The sequence below is a fragment of the Actinoallomurus soli genome (assembly GCF_024055715.1).
Lineage (GTDB): Bacteria > Actinomycetota > Actinomycetes > Streptosporangiales > Streptosporangiaceae > Actinoallomurus > Actinoallomurus soli.
This window is the reverse complement of sequence record NZ_JAMXMV010000013.1, coordinates 239,976-257,410: the sequence shown is the minus strand read 5'-3', so window position 1 is coordinate 257,410 and position 17,435 is coordinate 239,976. Positions and strand designations below refer to the sequence as shown.

Annotated in this window: 21 protein-coding genes; 12 read left to right on the top strand and 9 right to left on the bottom strand. The window is 72.6% G+C overall.

Going from position 1 to position 17,435, the window contains the following annotated elements; translation table 11 throughout:
- The first annotated feature begins 364 nt into the window (after positions 1 to 364).
- Both NDW01_RS29135 and NDW01_RS29130 read left to right on the top strand, forming a co-directional pair.
- A complete protein-coding gene (locus tag NDW01_RS29135; protein ID WP_252827143.1) occupies positions 365 to 1,558 on the top strand; it encodes a YncE family protein in 1,194 nt (397 codons plus the stop codon).
- 68 nt (positions 1,559 to 1,626) lie between these two features.
- Complete coding sequence (locus NDW01_RS29130; protein WP_252827141.1) at positions 1,627 to 2,754, top strand: PucR family transcriptional regulator; 1,128 nt, start codon at positions 1,627 to 1,629, stop codon at positions 2,752 to 2,754.
- Positions 2,755 to 2,775: 21 nt separating this feature from the next.
- Here the strand turns inward: NDW01_RS29130 and NDW01_RS29125 are convergent, their stop codons facing one another.
- Complete coding sequence (locus NDW01_RS29125) at positions 2,776 to 3,624, bottom strand: helix-turn-helix domain-containing protein (RefSeq protein ID WP_252827132.1); 849 nt, start codon at positions 3,622 to 3,624, stop codon at positions 2,776 to 2,778.
- A gap of 135 nt (positions 3,625 to 3,759) precedes the next feature.
- Here NDW01_RS29125 and NDW01_RS29120 point away from each other — a divergent pair, with 135 nt between their 5' ends.
- Positions 3,760 to 4,524: an SDR family oxidoreductase gene (locus tag NDW01_RS29120; RefSeq protein WP_252827129.1), complete on the top strand. Its 765-nt coding sequence runs from the start codon at positions 3,760 to 3,762 to the stop codon at positions 4,522 to 4,524.
- A gap of 148 nt (positions 4,525 to 4,672) precedes the next feature.
- Entirely contained in the window at positions 4,673 to 5,242 is a 570-nt protein-coding gene (locus NDW01_RS29115; protein WP_252827127.1) for an SMI1/KNR4 family protein, read from the top strand.
- A 50-nt stretch (positions 5,243 to 5,292) separates the two neighbouring features.
- On the opposite strand, the gene NDW01_RS29110 is transcribed toward NDW01_RS29115, so the two are convergent.
- On the bottom strand, positions 5,293 to 6,171 hold the full coding sequence (locus tag NDW01_RS29110) for an SDR family NAD(P)-dependent oxidoreductase (RefSeq protein ID WP_252827124.1): 879 nt from the start codon (positions 6,169 to 6,171) through the stop codon (positions 5,293 to 5,295).
- Between the two features lie 100 nt (positions 6,172 to 6,271).
- On the opposite strand from NDW01_RS29110, the gene NDW01_RS29105 reads away from it, so the two are divergent.
- Complete coding sequence (locus NDW01_RS29105) at positions 6,272 to 6,835, top strand: TetR family transcriptional regulator (RefSeq protein ID WP_252827104.1); 564 nt, start codon at positions 6,272 to 6,274, stop codon at positions 6,833 to 6,835.
- 33 nt (positions 6,836 to 6,868) lie between these two features.
- Here NDW01_RS29105 and NDW01_RS29100 read toward each other — a convergent pair whose 3' ends face one another.
- Positions 6,869 to 7,636, bottom strand: a complete 768-nt coding sequence (locus tag NDW01_RS29100; RefSeq protein WP_252827102.1) for an SDR family NAD(P)-dependent oxidoreductase — start codon at positions 7,634 to 7,636, stop codon at positions 6,869 to 6,871.
- Between the two features lie 111 nt (positions 7,637 to 7,747).
- On the opposite strand from NDW01_RS29100, the gene NDW01_RS29095 reads away from it, so the two are divergent.
- Both NDW01_RS29095 and NDW01_RS29090 read left to right on the top strand, forming a co-directional pair.
- Positions 7,748 to 9,007, top strand: a complete 1,260-nt coding sequence (locus NDW01_RS29095; RefSeq protein ID WP_252827082.1) for an SLC13 family permease — start codon at positions 7,748 to 7,750, stop codon at positions 9,005 to 9,007.
- A 6-nt stretch (positions 9,008 to 9,013) separates the two neighbouring features.
- Positions 9,014 to 9,514 carry a universal stress protein gene (locus tag NDW01_RS29090; protein ID WP_252827080.1) on the top strand — a complete coding sequence of 167 codons (501 nt, stop codon included), beginning with the start codon at positions 9,014 to 9,016 and terminating at the stop codon, positions 9,512 to 9,514.
- A gap of 4 nt (positions 9,515 to 9,518) precedes the next feature.
- On the opposite strand, the gene NDW01_RS29085 is transcribed toward NDW01_RS29090, so the two are convergent.
- Positions 9,519 to 10,238 carry a DedA family protein gene (locus NDW01_RS29085; RefSeq protein ID WP_252827078.1) on the bottom strand — a complete coding sequence of 240 codons (720 nt, stop codon included), beginning with the start codon at positions 10,236 to 10,238 and terminating at the stop codon, positions 9,519 to 9,521.
- A 123-nt stretch (positions 10,239 to 10,361) separates the two neighbouring features.
- Between NDW01_RS29085 and NDW01_RS29080 the strand changes: the two genes are divergently transcribed.
- Both NDW01_RS29080 and NDW01_RS29075 read left to right on the top strand, forming a co-directional pair.
- Positions 10,362 to 11,831 carry a DNA-3-methyladenine glycosylase 2 family protein gene (locus NDW01_RS29080; protein ID WP_252827068.1) on the top strand — a complete coding sequence of 490 codons (1,470 nt, stop codon included), beginning with the start codon at positions 10,362 to 10,364 and terminating at the stop codon, positions 11,829 to 11,831.
- 16 nt (positions 11,832 to 11,847) lie between these two features.
- Positions 11,848 to 12,381, top strand: a complete 534-nt coding sequence (locus tag NDW01_RS29075) for a methylated-DNA--[protein]-cysteine S-methyltransferase (RefSeq protein ID WP_252827066.1) — start codon at positions 11,848 to 11,850, stop codon at positions 12,379 to 12,381.
- Between the two features lie 39 nt (positions 12,382 to 12,420).
- Here NDW01_RS29075 and NDW01_RS29070 read toward each other — a convergent pair whose 3' ends face one another.
- Entirely contained in the window at positions 12,421 to 12,597 is a 177-nt protein-coding gene (locus tag NDW01_RS29070; RefSeq protein ID WP_406567769.1) for an MmyB family transcriptional regulator, read from the bottom strand.
- On the opposite strand from NDW01_RS29070, the gene NDW01_RS29065 reads away from it, so the two are divergent.
- Positions 12,540 to 13,067 (top strand): SDR family NAD(P)-dependent oxidoreductase, encoded by a 528-nt coding sequence (locus NDW01_RS29065; RefSeq protein WP_252827045.1) that lies wholly within the window; start codon positions 12,540 to 12,542, stop codon positions 13,065 to 13,067. The genes NDW01_RS29070 and NDW01_RS29065 overlap by 58 nt on opposite strands.
- Positions 13,068 to 13,086: 19 nt before the next feature.
- Here NDW01_RS29065 and NDW01_RS29060 read toward each other — a convergent pair whose 3' ends face one another.
- From NDW01_RS29060 to NDW01_RS29045, 4 genes are read right to left on the bottom strand one after another with little or no spacing between them, the layout of a single operon-like run.
- Positions 13,087 to 13,995: a TIGR02452 family protein gene (locus NDW01_RS29060; protein WP_252827035.1), complete on the bottom strand. Its 909-nt coding sequence runs from the start codon at positions 13,993 to 13,995 to the stop codon at positions 13,087 to 13,089.
- Positions 13,992 to 14,552 carry a GNAT family N-acetyltransferase gene (locus tag NDW01_RS29055; protein ID WP_252827024.1) on the bottom strand — a complete coding sequence of 187 codons (561 nt, stop codon included), beginning with the start codon at positions 14,550 to 14,552 and terminating at the stop codon, positions 13,992 to 13,994. Before NDW01_RS29055 ends, NDW01_RS29060 begins: the two co-directional genes overlap by 4 nt.
- 57 nt (positions 14,553 to 14,609) lie before the next feature.
- Positions 14,610 to 15,035, bottom strand: coding sequence for a nucleoside deaminase (locus tag NDW01_RS29050; protein ID WP_252827022.1), 426 nt, complete (start codon positions 15,033 to 15,035; stop codon positions 14,610 to 14,612).
- 14 nt (positions 15,036 to 15,049) lie between these two features.
- On the bottom strand, positions 15,050 to 15,904 hold the full coding sequence (locus NDW01_RS29045) for an LLM class flavin-dependent oxidoreductase (RefSeq protein WP_252827002.1): 855 nt from the start codon (positions 15,902 to 15,904) through the stop codon (positions 15,050 to 15,052).
- Positions 15,905 to 15,997: 93 nt separating this feature from the next.
- Between NDW01_RS29045 and NDW01_RS29040 the strand changes: the two genes are divergently transcribed.
- Both NDW01_RS29040 and NDW01_RS29035 read left to right on the top strand, forming a co-directional pair.
- On the top strand, positions 15,998 to 16,462 hold the full coding sequence (locus tag NDW01_RS29040; protein WP_252787027.1) for an Lrp/AsnC family transcriptional regulator: 465 nt from the start codon (positions 15,998 to 16,000) through the stop codon (positions 16,460 to 16,462).
- Positions 16,463 to 16,512: 50 nt separating this feature from the next.
- Positions 16,513 to 17,409: an alpha/beta hydrolase fold domain-containing protein gene (locus NDW01_RS29035; RefSeq protein ID WP_252826999.1), complete on the top strand. Its 897-nt coding sequence runs from the start codon at positions 16,513 to 16,515 to the stop codon at positions 17,407 to 17,409.
- Positions 17,410 to 17,435: the final 26 nt, after the last annotated feature.

Here is a 17,435-nt window from a genome sequence, read left to right as displayed (position 1 = left end):
CTGCCCGGCGTCCTTGCCCTTCGCCGGCTTACCAGGCTCAGCCACCGCGGCGTCCGCCTTCACTTCAGTTGTCGTCATCGGGTGTAACTCCTTGATCAGGAGTTACACCGAAAACCGTACAGTCCCCTCGCCGATGATCGCTACATAGCGTGGGGAATTCGGCTGCCCCAGAATTCGTTGCCGACGCCTTCGGAAGGGGGGACCGTACGGTCGTGTGGGCCGGGTTCCCGGCCATGTAGCCGGTTGTCGGTGGGCGACATCGGGACCTCGCGACGTTGGCTGTGGCGATCTGTGCGGCGGCGCGTCCCGTACTCAGACTTAGGCGCACTCCCGTTTCGACGACGGCGGTTCGTGAGGAGACGAGATGTCCGGCAGGAGACTCAAAGCCCTGGTTGTCTGCGCGGCGACGGCCGCGGCGCTGTCCGTTCCGGTGGGGTCGGCCGGTGCGGCCGGGCTACGGGACGTGTTGTTGGTCGGCAACAGTCAGTCCGGCAGCGTCAGCTTCATCGACGGGCACACGTACCAGAATCTCGGGTCGTTCAACGTGATCGGGGATCTGCAGCAGCGGCTGAACGAGATGGACCCGATCCAGCGGGCCGGGTACGAGACGGTCAAGGGGATCGAGGGCGGTGACCGGTTCGTCGACGACGTTCAGCTGTCCCCGGACGGCAGGACGCTGTACGTCTCGCGCGGCAACCTCGACGACGCGGCGGCGTTCGACCTGGTGTCGGGGCGGCAGCTGTGGCACACCCGGCTGGACGGCTTCCACGCCGACCACGCGGCGTTGTCCCCGGACGGCACGCGGTACGTCATCTCCGCGACGACGGCGCAGGTCGCCGAGGTGCTGGACACCGCGACCGGCTCCGTGGTCGGCAGGTTCGGCACCGGGACGTACCCGCATCAGAACGACTACACGGCCGACGGGAAGTACATCTACAACTCCAGCATCGGGATCACGTCGCTGCCGCAGTCGCTGGAACTGCTCAAGGGCAGTTTCCAGCTGACGAAGGTCGACGCGTCGACGCTCAAGGTCGTCAAGACCTGGAACCTCCCGCACGGGATCCGGCCGAACCTCATCGCGCCGGACGGCAACACCTTCTACACCCAGCAGTCCTACCTGAACGGCTTCATCAAGTACGACCTGGCGCAGTCGAAGATCGTCGCGACCGTCACGATGCCCTACAGCGCGCACGGCCAGGCGCTGAAGCCGGACGACTACCCGCAGAACTCCGCGCACCACGGCCTGGCGCTGTCCGGGGACGGTTCGAAGCTGTGCGACGTCGGGACGATCGACGACTACACCGCGATCGTCAACACCGCGGACCTGTCGACGAAGGGGTTCGTGAACTACCCGACGGACAGCCTGCCGTACTGGGGGACCAGCAGCGTCGACGGCAGGCGCTGCTTCGTCTCGCTCAGCAAGGCGAACGCCGTGTCGGTGGTCGACTACGCGACGGCGACGGAGGTCGCCCGCGTGCCGGTCGGGACGTTCCCGCAGCGGGAGCGGATCGGGCAGGCGGCCCCGGAGGCGATCGCGGCCCTGACGCCGGCGAGCTGATCGGTCCACACTGGGCGGCACGGGAGGCTTTTCTCCCGTGCCGCCCAGCGCCGTACCGGGAGACGACGATGGCCGAACGCGCCGTGCTCCGCCGCCTGATGGAGCGGATGCGCGCCGACCCGCGGACGCTGGAGGCGGTCGTGGAGGCGGCCCGTACGGAGTCCCCGCCGATCGCGGCGCTGCCGGTGCAGGAGGTCCGGCGGCACATCGCGGCGCTGCTGGCGGTGGTGTCGGCGGCGTTCATCGACGAGTCGGGGCTGAACGAGGACGACGCGCGGGTCGCGGACCGGCTGGCCACGGACCGGGCGCTGCAGGGGGTGCCGCTGGCGGCGTTGCTGGAGGGGTTCCAGGCGGCGCGCTCGCACGTGATGACGCGGCTGCTGGACGAGGCCCGGTCGGCGGGGGTGTCCCTGGACGCGCTGATCGAGGAGCTCTTGGAGCTCGACGCGTACGCGAACGGGCTGCAGAACCGGCTGATCCACGCGTTCCGGGAGACGGAGCTGAGCCTGGCGCACTCCGCGCATGCGGCGCGCGTGCAGGCGCTGCGGGACCTGCTGGGCGGCGGTCCGGTGTCGTGCGCCGCCGACGCGGGCCTGGACGTACGGCGGCGCTACCACTGCCTGGTCACCGACGTCGGTGACCCGCGGGAGGCGCGGCGGGTCGAGGCCGCGCTGGGTCTGGCCGACGGGGTGTCGGGGCTGGTGGACGGGCGGCTGTGCGCGGTGACGACCCGCCTGCCCGCCGCCGCGGCGACGCTCGTCGTTGCCGGGCCGGCGGTACGGCCGGGGGAGCTGGCCGAGGTGTACCGGCTGGGCCGGACGGCGCTGGCCTCGGCGCGGCGGCGGGGCCTGGAGGGGCTGTGGGAGCTGACGGCGCTGGCGGTCCCGGTCGCGCTGGACGCCCACCCGGCGCTGGGTGAGCTGCTGGCCCGCGAGCGGCTGGCCGGCCTGGACGCGGCGGATGAGTTCCACCGGCTGCTGGCCGAGACGGCCGTGGTTTACCTGGATCACGGGGGCCGCGCCGACCAGACCGCCGCCGCGCTGCATGTGCATCCGAACACGGTCAAGCACCGGCTGCGCCGCCTGGCGGCGTTGACGGGCTTCGCCGATCCGGTCCCGCCGGGGGAGGCGCTGGCCGACGCGCTGCGGTGGCGGTGGGCGCTGCAGGCCTGGCTCGGCCGGGTTCCGGAGGCGTGAGGCCGAGGCCCGGCGGGCCGGTCACCGTGGGGTTCGAGGTGGTCGTTCGGTGAGGTCGGGCGTCTGGGCCATGGAGGCGAGGAGGCGGAGTTTGTCGTCGCTCTCGCTGCCCTGATCGGCGTAGTAGAGGACCAGGAGCAGGTCGTCCACCGGCAGCTTGTCCCGGTGCAGGTGCAGTTCGCCGACGACGGGATGGTTCACGATGGTGGTGCCGCCGTCGAGGTTGCGGACGTCGTGGCGCGCCCACAGCGTCCGGAACCGCTCGCTCGACAAAGCGAGCTCACCCACCAGTTCCACGAATCGCGGGTCGTCGATGTCGTCGCGGACGGACTTCCTGAAGGCGGCGATGAACCCTTCCGTAGAGCGTGTCCAGTCATGCTGGAACGCCTGCTCCTCCGGGTCGAGCAGCAGCGACCGCAGACGGTTGTAGCCGGGCTGAAGGCGCGGGGAGAGCGCGACCGCCAGCCGGTTGGACGCGAGCACGTCGAACGCGCGTCCTTCCACGAACGCGGGGACCTGCACGCCGGCCAGCAGCTGGTGCAAGCGCGCGGGCACGCGTTCGGGCCTACGGCGCCGCTGTGGTTTCGGGCGCGGGGCCGCCAGGTCGAGGAGGTACGCCTGTTCGATCTCGTCGAGGCGCAGAACCCGCGCGAGGGATTGGAGGACCTGCGGTGAGGGGTTCTTGTCACGGCCGCGCTCGAGCCGCAGGTAGTAGTCGGCGCTGATGCCCGCGAGCATGGCGACCTCTTCGCGGCGCAATCCGGGGACCCGGCGGTTCGGGCCCGCCGCCAGCCCGGCCTGTTCGGGGGTGACCAGTGCCCGCCGGGCACGGAGGTAGTCGCCGAGCAGGTTGGCGCGGTCGTCACTCATGTCCCGCAGCGTAGTTCAGGGTTCCGCCGGCCAGGGGGGCCCTGCCAGGACCCGGGAAGACGGGGGTACTGCCTCCCGCCGGGAGCCGGATCGACACTGAAGGCGTCGCTGTACCGGACCGACTAGGAGCAATCAGTGGACATCACCAATCGCACCGTCTTCATCGCCGGCGCCACCTCGGGAATCGGCCTGGAGCTGGCCCGCCGGTTCACCGCGGCCGGCAGCGCCGTCATCATCGGCGGCAGGCGGACCGACCTGCTGGACGAGCTCGCGGCCGAGGGGTTCGCCACCGTTCCCATCGACGTGACCGACCAGGACAGTGTCGACCGGGCCCGCGACACGATCCTCCAGAGCCATCCGGGCCTCGACACGGTCGTGACGATGTCCGGGGTCATGATCCTCGAGGACCTGCGTGATCCCGCGCACTTCAGTGTCGCGCAGCAGACGATCGACACCAACCTCCTCGGCACCATCCGCGTCATCGACGCGTTCACCCCGCACCTGATCGGGCGCGGCGCCGGCACCTTCATCACGGTCACCTCGGGCATCGGGTTCCTGCCGTTCCCGCCCATGCCGACCTACGCCGCCTCCAAGGCCGCCGTGCACGCCTACTCTGAGGCGCTGCGCGCACAGCTGGACGGCACCGGCGTGGAGGTCGCCGAACTGGTTCCCCCGGCCGTCGCCCTCACCCCGGAGCACGCGAAGCTCAACCCCCGCGCGCTCGACCTGAGCGAGTTCGTCACCGAGGTGATGGACCTGCTCAAGGCCGACCCCACTCCGCGCGAGATCCTCGTCAAGGGCGTGCTGATGCACCGGTGGGCCGAGCGTGACGGCACCTACGACGAGCTGGTCGCCCAGCGATCGCAGGCGCTCGCGATGCTCCCGGGCCGTCAGGCATGACCGGCCACGTTCGATCGACGTGGCGTATATCTTGCTACTCATTTCCGAATGAACCGGGGCTGACTCGTCCGGCGTGTTCCGGAGTGGAACCTGCCTGGTGATCTGAAGAACACGCCGCGCCGAGCATGCTCGCCGAAGGAGTTCAAACGTGGACCTTCGTTCCTTCAGCGTCACCGAGTGGCGCGCGTTCCTACGTGACTACAGTTCGAAGTTCCTGGACAACTCGCGTTCGTTGCGTCAGCTCGAGGAGAACGGGGCCGGAAGGTTCGTCAGGAGTCACGTCGAACGCGAGGGATGGATCGGCTACGCGCCGGCCGGTGCGGATGCGGTCGTGGCCGCTGAAGAGCGGCTCGGCACTCGACTGCCGCCGACGTACCGGAACTTCCTGATGGCGAGCAACGGCTTTGGCTATGTCGACTATGTCGATCTGCTCAACGTGGACGAGATCGGGTGGCTCCCCGAACGCGACCCCGATCTCGTGGAAGCCTGGAGCTTCGGCGCCGCAGCGGACGAGATCCTCGAGCGGAGCTTGCTGATCGCACGAGACGATGGCGGTCCCGGCGTCTGCTGGCTGCTGTATCCCGGCGACGCAGCGGAGGACGGTGAGTGGGCCGCGTACGAGTGGTTCACCGGCGACGGCAGCCTTCCTGAGGATTTTCGTTATGACGACTTCGGTGCGCTGCTGTTGGACGCGGCTCGGCGGTTGGACGCCGATTGACATGAGTGGGCGCCCGAACGGCCGGCCGGCACGGTCCGTGGTCAATACACCTAGTGACGGCCGAGGGGGTCCAGGTGTTGCGCCGTGGCGTCGTCGGCCGTCGTCGACTCGCTCAGGTGACGCCAGCGCTCGTCCTCGGCCAGCAGGTTCCGGCCGGCCTGGGTGGCGTAGGTGTAGGCGTCCGTGCCGACGAGCAGCCGCAGCGGCGGCTCCTCCAGCGCGGCGACCTCGAGCACCAGCCCGGCGACCTTGGCGGGGTCGCTGGCCATGGTGACCCGCCCGTCGCCGTGCATGGCGGCCATGCGGCCGACGGTCTCGGCGTACTCGGGACGGATCGGGTCGATCCGCATCGACGAGCCGGCCCAGTCGGTGCGCATGCCGCCCGGTTCCAGGACCGTCACCTTGATACCGAGGGGCGCGACCTCTCCGGCGAGCACCGACGAGAAGCCGCCGACGGCCCACTTGGCGGTCTGGTAGGCGCCCAGGCCCGGGGTGGCGAGCCGGCCGCCGACGGAGGAGACCTGGATGATGTGCCCGGCCCGCTGTTCGCGCATCACCGGCAGGGCCGCGCGGGTCAGCCGGACGACGCCGAACAGGTTGGTGTCGACCTGCGCGCGGAAGTCGTCGAAGTCGGCGTCCTCGATCGAGGCCACGTTGGCGTAGCCGGCGTTGTTGACCAGGACGTCCAGCCGGCCGTAGCGGTCGACCGCGGTGGCCACCGCGGCCTCGGCGGCCTGGTCGTCGGTGACGTCGAGGGGCACCACGGTGAGCCGCTCGCCGTGCTCGGCGGCGAGGTCGTCCAGCGCGGACGCCTGCCGGGCCCCGGCGACGACGCGGTGCCCGGCGGTGAGGGCGGTACGGACGATCTCGCGGCCGAGGCCGCGCGAGGCCCCGCTGACGAGGAGGACCAGAGAAGAGGAGGAGGACATGGGGACTCCAGGAGAGGAACTAACTAACCGTTTGATTAGTTACAGCTAAGCCCGCTTCGGCGTGCCTGTCAACTAAACGGTCGGTTAAGATGTTCCCGTTATGAGCAGAGACGCGGAGGCCACTCGGAGACGGCTGCTGGAGGCGGCACGGGAGGAGTTCGCCGCCTACGGCATCGCGGGCGCCCGGGTGGAGCGGATCGCGGCCGCAGCCCGGAGCAACAAGGCGCAGATCTACCACTACTTCGACAGCAAGGACGGGCTGTTCGACGCCGTCTTCGACGACATGTGCCGCGACACGGTCGGCGCGGTGCCGATCGACGCGGAGAACCTCCCGGAGTACGCGGGCCGGCTGTTCGACTCCTACGAGCGGCGCCCGTGGGTGCAGCGGATCGCCACCTGGTACCGGCTGGAGCGCGCCGGCACCGGCGACCTGCTCCCCATCGTGGTGGAGAGCAACGAGGCCAAGGTCAGGGCCATCGCCGACGCGCAGGCCAGGGGAGTGCTGCCGGCGCGTTTCCCGGCGGACGTGCTGCTCGGGCTGGTCATCCACCTGTCGGGCTTCTGGAGTTCCAACGTGCCCGAGTTCGACGCGGTCGTCGCCGGCCATTCGACGGCGGCCCGGCGGCAGGCGGTCGTCGACGCGGTCGCCGCGCTCCTGTCCTGATCCCGCTCCCCGCGCGGAGGCACGCCCCACCCGTCAGTGGGCGGAGAAGCCACCGTCGACGAAGATCGACTGGCCGGTGACGTAGGCCGACGCGGCACTCGCGAGGAACACCGCGGCGCCGGCGAAGTCGCCGGGAACGCCGTTGCGGCCGATCAGGGTCCGCTCGGCCATCGCGTCCCGGCGGTCGGCGGGGATGTGGGTGACCAGGGGCGTGACGACGAAGCCGGGCGCCAGCGCGTTGACGCACACGCCCCGGGGCGACCACGCCTCGGCCTGGGAGCGGGTCAGGGCGACCAGCCCGCCCTTGGACGCGCCGTAGGCGCCGCTGTTGGCGAAGGCGCGGAAGGACTGCTGGGAGGCGATGTTGATGATGCGGCCGTGGCCGCGGCGGGCCATGCCCGGCCCGAACCTCCGGCCGAGCAGGTACGGCGCGTCGAGGTTGACGGCGATCGTACGGTCCCAGGTCCGCTCGTCGAGCTCGTCCATCGGGGGCCGCAGGTTGATCCCGGCGCAGTTGACCAGGATGTCGGGCTCACCGAACGGCACGACCACCTCCTCCGCCGCCCGGTGCACCTGGGCACGGTCGGCGAGGTCGGCCGTGACGTACGCGGCGGGGCGGCCGTGGGACTCAAGCTCGGCGGCGGTGTCGCGGAGTCCGGGCTCGTGGCGGGCGAGGAGGACGACCCGGGCGCCCGCGCGGCCCAGGGCGACGGCGATGGCCCGCCCGATGCCGGAGCTGCCGCCGGTGACCAGCGCGACACGGCCGTCGAGGGAGAACAGCTCCTCCAGGTAGGTCCTCACGGGGCGAAACGGTACCCGGGGCGGGCCCTTCTGGTGATCAGGGGGGTGAGATGCTGGTGGTCCGCGGGGACGGCATCGGGACGGGCCGTACCGTTCGCCACCCGGGAGGCCGTGCTGCACACCGTCGTCGCCGAGACCCTCGCGGTCCTCCTGCTGCTGGCGGTGCTGGTGTTCGCCGTCGCCCGGCCGCGCGGGCTGCCGGAGGCCGTGGCGGCCGTGCCCGCGGCCGGGATGCTCATGGCCGCCGGCGCGGTGTCCCCCTCGCAGGCGTGGGCGCAGACGCGCACGTTGCTGCCGGTGGTCGGGTTCCTGGCGGCGGTGCTGGCGCTGGCGCAGCTGTGCGACGACGAGGGGCTGTTCACGGCGGCCGGGGACCTGGTGGCCCGCGTCTGCCATGGGCGGCCGGTGCGGCTGCTGGCGGGGGTGTTCGCGGTCGCCTCCCTGATCACGGCGGTACTGAGCCTGGACGCCACGGTCGTGCTGCTGACGCCGGTGGTGTTCGCGACCGCCGCGCGGGTCGGGGTGCGGCCCCGCCCGTACGTGTACGCCTGCACCCATCTGGCCAATTCCGCGTCGCTGCTGCTGCCGGTCTCGAACCTGACGAACCTGCTGGCGTTCGCGGCCAGCGGGCTGTCGTTCGCGCGGTTCGCCGGGCTGATGGCGGTACCGTGGCTGGTGGTCATCGCCGTGGAGTACGCGGTGTTCCGCTGGTTCTTCCGCGGTGATCTGGCCGTCGTGCCGGGCCGGGAGCGGCCGGTCGAGCGGCCGCGGGTGCCGGTGTTCACGGTCGTGGTGCTGGCCCTGACGCTGGCGGGGTTCGTGGTGACCTCCTTCGCGGAGGTGAACCCGGCATGGGCGGCGCTGGCCGGTGCGCTGGTGCTGGCGGCCCGTGCGCTCCGGCGGCGGCGGACCACGGTCCGCGGCGTGGTGGTGTCGGCCGGTCCGCTGTTCTGCCTGTTCGTGCTGGCGCTGGGCGTGGTCGTCAAGGCGGTGGTCGTGAACGGCCTGGACCGGGCGGCCGACCGTGTGCTGCCGCACGGATCAAGCCTGCTCGCGCTGCTGGCGGTGGCGGCCCTGGCGGCGCTGCTGGCCAACCTGATCAACAACCTGCCCGCCGTGCTGGCGATGCTGCCGCTGGTGGCGCCCCAGGGGCCGGGACCGGTGCTCGCGGTGCTGATCGGCGTGAACCTGGGCCCGAACCTGACCTACGTGGGCTCCCTCGCCACGTTGCTGTGGCGGCGGATCCTGCGCGAGCACGACGCCGAGCCGGGGCTGGGGGAGTTCACCCGGCTGGGCCTGGTGACCGTTCCGGCCACGCTGGTGGCCGCGACCGTGGCACTGTGGGGAGTGCTGACGACGATCGGAGGCTGATCGGGCGTGAAGGTGATCATCTGGGTCGCGGAGGGCACCTGGGAGGCCGCCGTCGACGCCGCCCGTGACCTGGTGCCCGCCGAGGCCGACCTGACGCTGCTGCACGTGACGGACGACACGGTCGCCGCGGCCGCCCACCACGCCTACACCGGCCTGCTCGGGCGGGGCCGCCGCGGACGCGACCCCGGTGTCCGGCTCGAGGCGCTGTCACAGGCCGCCGCGGCCGACCTGCTGGCGGCGGCCGCCGAACGGCTCGGCCGGGACGCGGCGAGCCAGGCCCGGCACGGCCGCGTCGAACACGAGGTCGTACGGGCCGCCGAAGACGCCGACCTGCTCATCTGCGCCCGCGACGGCGCCCGCGACCGGCTGGGGCCGCGCAGCCTGGCCCCGCCGACGCGGTTCGTCGTCGACCACGCCCCCTGCCGCGTCCTGCTGGTCTGGCCAGAGTCGGCGCCGGGCCTGGACTCCCTGCCGCCCCCGCCGCCCCCGCCGCCCCCGCCGCACTGAGACGTCAGCGGTCCGCGGTGACGTCCGCCGGTTCGGCGGCCGGCGCGGAAGCGGCGGCGCGGCGGCCGCGTACGCTCCGGACGACCATGACGCCGACGACCAGGGCGATCGAGGCCCAGGTGCCGTAGTGGGAGATGGTCTTGGCGACGTCGACCGCGTCCTGGCCCAGGAAGTAGCCCAGGCCGATGAGCATGCCGATCCACAGCAGCGCGGCGGCCGCGTCGAGCAGCACGAACGTCACCAGGCGCATCCCCGTCCAGCCCGCGATGACGAACAGCAGCGCCGCCGGGACGGGCAGGTAGTAGGAGATGAGGACGCCGACCCAGCCGAGCCGGCGACCGAGGCGCTCGGCGCGGGCGATCATCCGGTCGCCCCGGCCGCCGCGCCCGGCCACGAACGTGAGCATGCCGCGTCCCCACAGCCGGCCCGCCCACCAGAAGAACGGGTCGAACACGATCATCCCGGGGACGGCGGCGGCCATCGCCAGGACCAGGGACGCCTGGCCGACGCGGGCGAACGCCCCGGCGGTGACGATCGAGGTCATGCTGCCGGTGAGCAACTCCAGCAGGACCGGGTTCCGGCCGATGAGCACCGGGCGCAGCGGGATGAGCGCCAGGGCGTACAGGCCGCTCAGCGCGATCCCGGCCCAGCAGATGAGGTCGGCGCGCCCGGGCCGCCCGGTCCAGGGCAGGTCGGGACGTGGGCGTTCCCCCGTGGTCGGCATCCTCAGATGGTAGTCGGCGCCGTCCGGGCCGAGCCGTCCCGCGCCCGCCGGGAACCGGGCGGGCGCAGCATGATGTCGGATTCCCGCGAGCGCGGCACGCTGTCCACCGGGGATGCTTGTCGCATGCATGAGGACGTGGAGCGCTGCGTACGGGCCGTGCAGTCCAAGGACGCCCGATTCGACGGATGGTTCTACACCGCGGTGCTGACCACGGGAATCTACTGCCGGCCCAGCTGCCCGGTGGTGCCGCCCAAACCGGAGAACATGAGGTTCTTCCCCAGCGCCGCGGCGGCCCAGCAGGCCGGATTCCGCGCGTGCAAGCGGTGCCGCCCCGACGCCAGCCCCGGCTCGCCGCAGTGGAACGAGCGCGCGGACCTGGTCGCCCGCGCGATGCGGCTCATCGCGGACGGCGTCATCGACCGGGAGGGCGTGCCGGGCCTGGCCGCCCGGCTCGGCTACAGCACCCGTCAGGTCGAACGCCAACTGCGCGCCGAACTCGGCGCCGGCCCGCTCGCACTGGCCCGCGCGCAGCGCGCCCAGACCGCCCGCCTGCTGATCGAGACGAGTTCCCTGCCGATGAGCGACGTGGCGTTCGCCTCGGGGTTCGCCAGCGTCCGGGCGTTCAACGACACGGTGCGCCAGGTGTTCGCGATGTCCCCGACCGAACTGCGCGACCGCGTCTCCCGCGGGCATCCCGCCGCCACGTCGGGGGCCCTGTCGGTCCGGCTGCCGTTCCGCGCGCCGCTGTGCCCGGACAACCTGTTCGGCCACCTCGCGGCGACCGGCGTGCCCGGCGTCGAGGAGTGGCGCGACGGCGCGTACCGGCGCACTCTGCGGCTGCCCCACGGCCATGGCGTCGTCGCGCTGCGGCCCACGCCCGATCACATCGCCTGCCGGCTGCACCTGGCCGACCTGCGGGACCTGGCCATCGCGATCAGCCGCTGCCGGTGGCTGCTGGACCTGGACGCCGACCCGGTCGCCGTCGACGACCTGCTGCGCGCCGACCCCGTGCTGGCCCCGCACGTGGACAAGGACCCCGGCCGCCGCGTGCCGCGCACCGTCGACCCCGCCGAGTTCGCGGTACGGGCCGTGCTGGGCCAGCAGGTGTCGACGGCGGCGGCCCGTACCCACGCGGCCCGCCTGGTCACCGCCCACGGTGAGCCCGTCGACGACCCCGAGGGAGGTCTGACCCACCTGTTCCCCGACGTGGACGCGCTCGCGGACCTGGACCCGGAGACGCTGGCGTTCCCCCGCGCCCGCCGTACGACGCTGACCACGCTGATCGGGGCGCTGGCGGACGGGGAGATCGACCTGGGCGCCGGCAGCGACTGGGGACGGGCCCGCGAGCGGCTGGCGGCATTGCCGGGGCTGGGCCCTTGGACCGTCGAGATCATCGCGATGCGCGCGCTCGGCGACCCGGACGCGTTCACCCCGACCGACCTGGGCGTACGCGCGGCGGCGCGCACGCTCGGCCTGCCGGTCACCCCGGCCGCCCTCACCCGGCACGCCGCCGCCTGGCGTCCCTGGCGGGCGTACGCGGTGCAGTACCTGTGGGCGACCGGCGAGCACGCCGTCAACCGGATGCCCGCCTGACCCGAGAGGAGCCTTGATGTCCCACCGCTCGCACACCGTGATGGACAGCCCGGTCGGCCCGCTGACCCTCGTCGCGGCCGACGGCGCCCTGACCGGCCTGTACATGGACCGGCAGCGGTACCGGCCGGAGGAGCACACCTTCGGCGAGCGTGATCCCGCGCCGTTCGGCGCGGTGATCGGCCAGCTGGAGGAGTACTTCGCCGGCCGGCGCACCGTCTTCGACCTGCCGCTCGCGCCGGTCGGCACGGCGTTCCAGCAACGGGTCTGGGCGGCGCTGCGGGAGATCCCCTTCGGGCGGACCGTCTCGTACCGGGAGCTGGCCGAACGGATCGGCCGGCCCACCGCCGCCCGCGCCGTCGGGCTGGCCAACGCCAGGAACCCCATCGGCATCATCCTGCCGTGCCACCGCGTCGTCGGATCCTCCGGCGACCTCACCGGGTACGGCGGCGGTCTGCACCGCAAGCGGCACCTGCTCTCCTTCGAACGGCGCGCGGGCACCGGGCCGATGGCGCCGGCGCCCACGCCGGCCCCAGGGGACGATCGGCCGTAGTTCCGCGGCCACGCCCCCGGCCGGCGCGGACGGTGCCCGTCAGTCGCCGGGGGTCCGTACGGCCAGATCCTGGGTGCCGATGACCTTCAGCAGTTTCAGCGCCTCATGCGAAGGGGTCCCCGGCGCGGCCGTGTAGAAGATCGTCCACTGATCGCGGTGTGGGTCGTGCAGCGCCTCGCAGTCCAGGTCGAGCCGGCCCACGAGGGGATGGTGCAGACAACGCCGACGTCAGCCGCGACCGGCCGCATCCGCCGGCCGAGCTTCCCGTCGCGACGCTGCGCGAGGTCTATGAGACCAACGTGTTCGGCGTCGTCGCCGTCACGAACGCGATGCTGCCGCTGCTGCGCAGGTCAACGGCCCCCTACATCGCCAACGTCTCCAGCGGGCTGGGCACCTTCTCCTTCCTCGCCGACCCGGACCCGGACCTGCGGCCGTACGCGAACCTGCTCGCCTACAACTCCTCCAAGGCCGCGCTGAACGCGGTGACGCTGATCTACGCGAACGCGCTGCGGGACAGTGGCTTCACCGTCAACGCCGTGTCCCCGGGCTTCTGCGCGACCGACCTGAACGGCCACCGCGGCCGGCTGAGCGCCGCGGAGGGCGGGGCGTCCATCGCCCGGCAGGTCACCGGGGACGTCCCGAGCGGAGTGTTCCTGAGCGAGGAGGGCGGGACCTACCCCTGGTGAACCGCGGGAGCGGGGAACCTCAGGCCGGTCGTGCCGCGCCGGTCTCGGCGGCGAAGCACGCGGCGAACGCGGCGCGGTTGGCCGAGTCCGGCGCGCGGTCCCACACCGCGAACACCACGTGGTCGAAGACGGCCGCGAAGTCCCCGCCCGCCGCCAGGTGGGCGTGGAACGCCTCGGCGACCTGACGCGGGTCGTTGCGGAACACCCCGCACCCCCACGCGCCAAGGACGAGCCGGCGCGTGCCGTGATGGGCTGCCACCGACAGCACCCGCCGCGCCCGGGCGCGCAGCACCTCCGGGATCCGGTCCGCCACGGCCGGGTCCCGGCGCAGCGCCTCGCCGGTGTTGGGCGCCGGGCAGGTCAGGAACGACACCGGGTGCGGCTCGGGCAGCAGGCTCCCGTCGTTCCCCCGGTGCACCGGGACGTCGGGGGACCAGATGACGCGGTCGCTGTAGAGCAGGTCGCGGGAGGCGCGGTGCGCCTCGTAGTGCTCGGGGGCGCGCAGCAGGCACGGGTACAGCAGGGAGTGCCGGCAAAGGTCCTCCTCCTGCGCGCGGGCTCCGCCGAGGTATCCGCCGCCGGGGTTGCGGGCCGAGGCGAAGTTCAGCACGGCGATCCGGCCGCCGCTCATGCCGACGCTGGTGCCGGTGCCGGTGCCGGTGCCGGTGCCGGTGCCGGTGCCGGTGCCGTGGAGCCGCCGGGCCGCCTGCAGGCTGCCCTCCGCGGTCACCTCGAAGCGCGTCCGGTGCCCGGGCCCGGCCGGGGGCGGCGGCGGGATCGGCCCGTCCGGGGAGTGGCCGACCGTGCCCGCCATCGCGGCCTCCAGCGCCGGGGCGATGACGACGACGGTGCCGTCCGCGGTGGTGTACTCGCCGTCGGCGACGATCCGGGCGTTGTCGGCGGCGTACCGGCGCAGGCGTGTGCTCACGCGCGGGCCCGCCACTCGTCCTTGAGCATCGCGTAGATCACCTCGTCGGTCCACTCGCCCTTGACGATCTCGTTCTGGATCAGGTGCGCCTCGCGGCGCATGCCGAGGCGCTCCAGCACGCGGGCCGAGGCGGTGTTGCGGCCGTCGAGGCGCCCGACGAGGCGGTGCAGGCCGAGCCCCTCGAACCCCAGCCGGAGCATCACCTCGGCGGCCTCGGTGGCGTAACCGCGGCCGCCGTGGTCGGGGTGGAACACGTACCCGATCTCGCCCTGCCGGTGTTCCCGGCTGGTCCACATCAGCACGACGTCCCCGACCAGGGTGCCGGACTCCGGGAGGACCACCGCCAGCTGCAGCCCGCCGTTCTCGTCGCCGATCACCGAGGAGGCGATCTTCCGCTGCAGCGCCTCGCGGACCTCGTCGCGGCCACGGGCGTCCCAGTACAGGTAGCGGGCGACCTCCGGCCGGGACTGGATGTCGTGCAGGGCGTCCAGATCCTCGGGAGTGTAGGGGCGCAGGAGGAGACGCTCGGTGACGATCGGGTAATCCGGCTTGAGCACGACATGATCGTATTGCCGCCGCGCGCCCGCGGTGTCTCATCCGCGCACACGCGCCCCTCAGCCGTAGAAGCCCGTGATCGGGACGCGGGCCTCGTCGAACAGCGCCGGACCCTCCTGCGGCACGACCGGCCAGCCGCCGCCCGGTTTCAGTGCGTCCAACTGCTCGGTGGACAGCGCGAACACCACCCGGCCCAGTCCGGAGCGCTGGATGCCGCCGTAGCACATCCCGCAGGGCTGGCAGCTGGTGTACATGGTGGTCGCCGCCGCGGTGGCGGGGTCCAGTTCACGGGCCGCCCAGCGGGCCAGCTTCAGCTCCGGGTGCGCGGAGATGTCACGGTCGCTGATCACGGTGTTGTGCTCCTCGGCGAGCACCTCACCGGCCGGACCGACGAGCAGGGAGCCGAACGGGGCGTCCCCCTTCCCGGTCGCCACGGCGGCGAGTTCGATGGCCCGGCGCAGGAACCGCTCGTCCTCAGGTGTCATCGTCGCTCCGTTCGTCATGGTCGTGAGTCCAGGTTCCAGTGGTCGGCCACGGTCGCGAGCGCGCTCCAGGCCGTCTGCGGATGCAGGGTCTCGGCCGGATCACCGAGGAACGGGTCGAGGACGACGGTGTCGGCGCCGAGCAGGCGCAGCGTCTCCAGGTCGCCGACGACCTGCCCGATCGAGCCCTCGCCGAGCCGGCGGTCCGCACCGGTGACGGGGGAGTCGGTCAGCCGCAAAAGGATGCGCGGCGCCAGGGCGGGCACGGGACGTCCCAGCTCGCCGGCGACGGTGTTCATCCGCTGCACCGACGCGCGCAGCCCGGACGGGGTCAGGTCGCGCAGCGGATGCCACGCGTCGCCCAGGCGCACGGCCCGGCGGATGCCGGCCGTGCTGTTGCCACCGACCCAGATCGGGATCGACCCGCTCCGGTAGTCCTTCTCCTCCGCCCACGCGGTACGGACGGCCCGCAGGTACTCGTCGGTCAGCGCGCCGCGCCGCTCGAAGGGCACCCCGAGGGCTTCGAACTCCCGGCGCGCCCAGCCGACGCCCACGCCGAGGACGAGCCGACCCCCGCTCAGCTCGTTCAGGTTGGCGGCCATTCGCGCGAGCAGGAGGGGATGCCGGTACGGCACGATGACCACCGAGGTGCCGAGCCGGATCCGCTCGGTCACGCCCGCCAGCCAGGACAGCGCGGTGAAGGGCTCGTAGAACGGCGCCGGATACTGGGCCGCGACGTCCGGCGTCACCACGAGGTGGTCCGACAGCGTCAACAGGTCGTATCCGAGGGCCTCGACCGTCCGCGCCCAGCGCCGCAGCACCTCCGGACGGGTCCCCGGCCCGTAGTTGGGAACATTCACCCCGACTCGCATGAGAAGAAACTATCGAGGGCCTCGGGGGACCGGGAAGAGACGATCCACGGCGTATGCCGCCTGGTCCCGTGGATACGCCGGTATCTTGGCGGAATGACCGAGGATCTCGACGCGACGGACTGGGCGATCCTGACCGAGCTGCAGCGCGACGGGCGTGTCCCCCTCGCCGAGCTCGGCCGCCGGGTCAGCCTCAGCGCGTCGGCGGCGACGGATCGGGTCCGGCGACTGGAGTCCCTCGGGGTCATCACGGGCTACCGCGCCGACGTCGACCTGGCGAGAGTCGGCTACGCCGTCCTGGCGGTCGTGCGGCTGAAGTATCCCGGCAGCCGGCACGAGCCGCTGCACCGGCTGCTGGAACGGCGCCCGGAGGTCCTGGAGTGCCTGCGGACCACCGGGGAGGACTGCTACACGCTCAAGGTGGCCGCCGGATCCATGGCCCACCTCGAACGCCTCGTCGACGAGCTGGCGCAGTTCGGCAGCACCACGACCAGCGTGGTCTACAGCCAGACCCTGCCCTACCGGGGCCCCGGGTCCCCGCCTGACGACGAGCCTCGTTGAGGCCGGGGAACACCGCGGATCAGAAGGGACGGTGGGGAACGTTGGTCAGCGTGAGCAGCCGGCTCGTCTCCGGCTACGTCCGCGTCAGGCGGATGAACCGGCCGTACGTCACGGCGGAGGGGGCGCGGGACCACCTCCGCGAGCGGACGCTCCGCCCGCAGCCGTACGGGCCGCCCCGACGGCTCCGCGCGGACGTGACGGTGTCCGTGCGGCGGCCGCATGAGTGGCCGGTCTACACCCTCACCCCGAACGGCGGCCGGCCCCGGGGCTGCGTCGTGTACGCGCACGGCGGAGGATGGGTCAACGAGATCGTCTCCCAGCACTGGCGGCTCGCCGCGCAGATCGCCGCCGAGGCGGAAACGACCGTGCTCCTGCCGATCTATCCCCTCATCCCGTACGGGACCGCCGGGGAGGTCGTCGGGCGCGTCGCCGACCTGGTGCTGGCCGGGCGGGAGGAGCATGGCACCGCGTGCCTGGCCGGTGACTCCGCGGGCGGGCAGATCGCGTTGTCGACCGCGGTGTTCCTGCGCGACCGCCACCAGGTGACACTGCCGCGGACCGTGCTGATCTCGCCCGCGCTCGACCTCACCTTCGCCAATCCCCGCATCGACGCCGTGCAGCCCAGCGACCCGTGGCTCGGGCGCGCGGGCGGACGGGTCTTCGCCGAGCACTGGCGCGGCGACCTGCCCATCACCGATCCGCGGGTCAGCCCGCTGAACGCCGACCTGCGCGGGCTGGGGCCGGTGACGATGTTCTGCGGCACCCGGGACATCCTGAATCCCGACGCGCACCTGCTGGCCGGCAAGGCGGCCGAGGCCGGGATCGACCTCGAGTTCCACGAGGCCCCGGGCCTCGTGCACGTCTATCCGCTCACTCCGACGCCCGAGGGCAAGGCCGCCCGCGCCGTGATCGTCGACCGGCTCCGCGCCGCGCCGGCGCCCGCCTGAGCGTTCGTACCGCCGTCGGCGTCGCC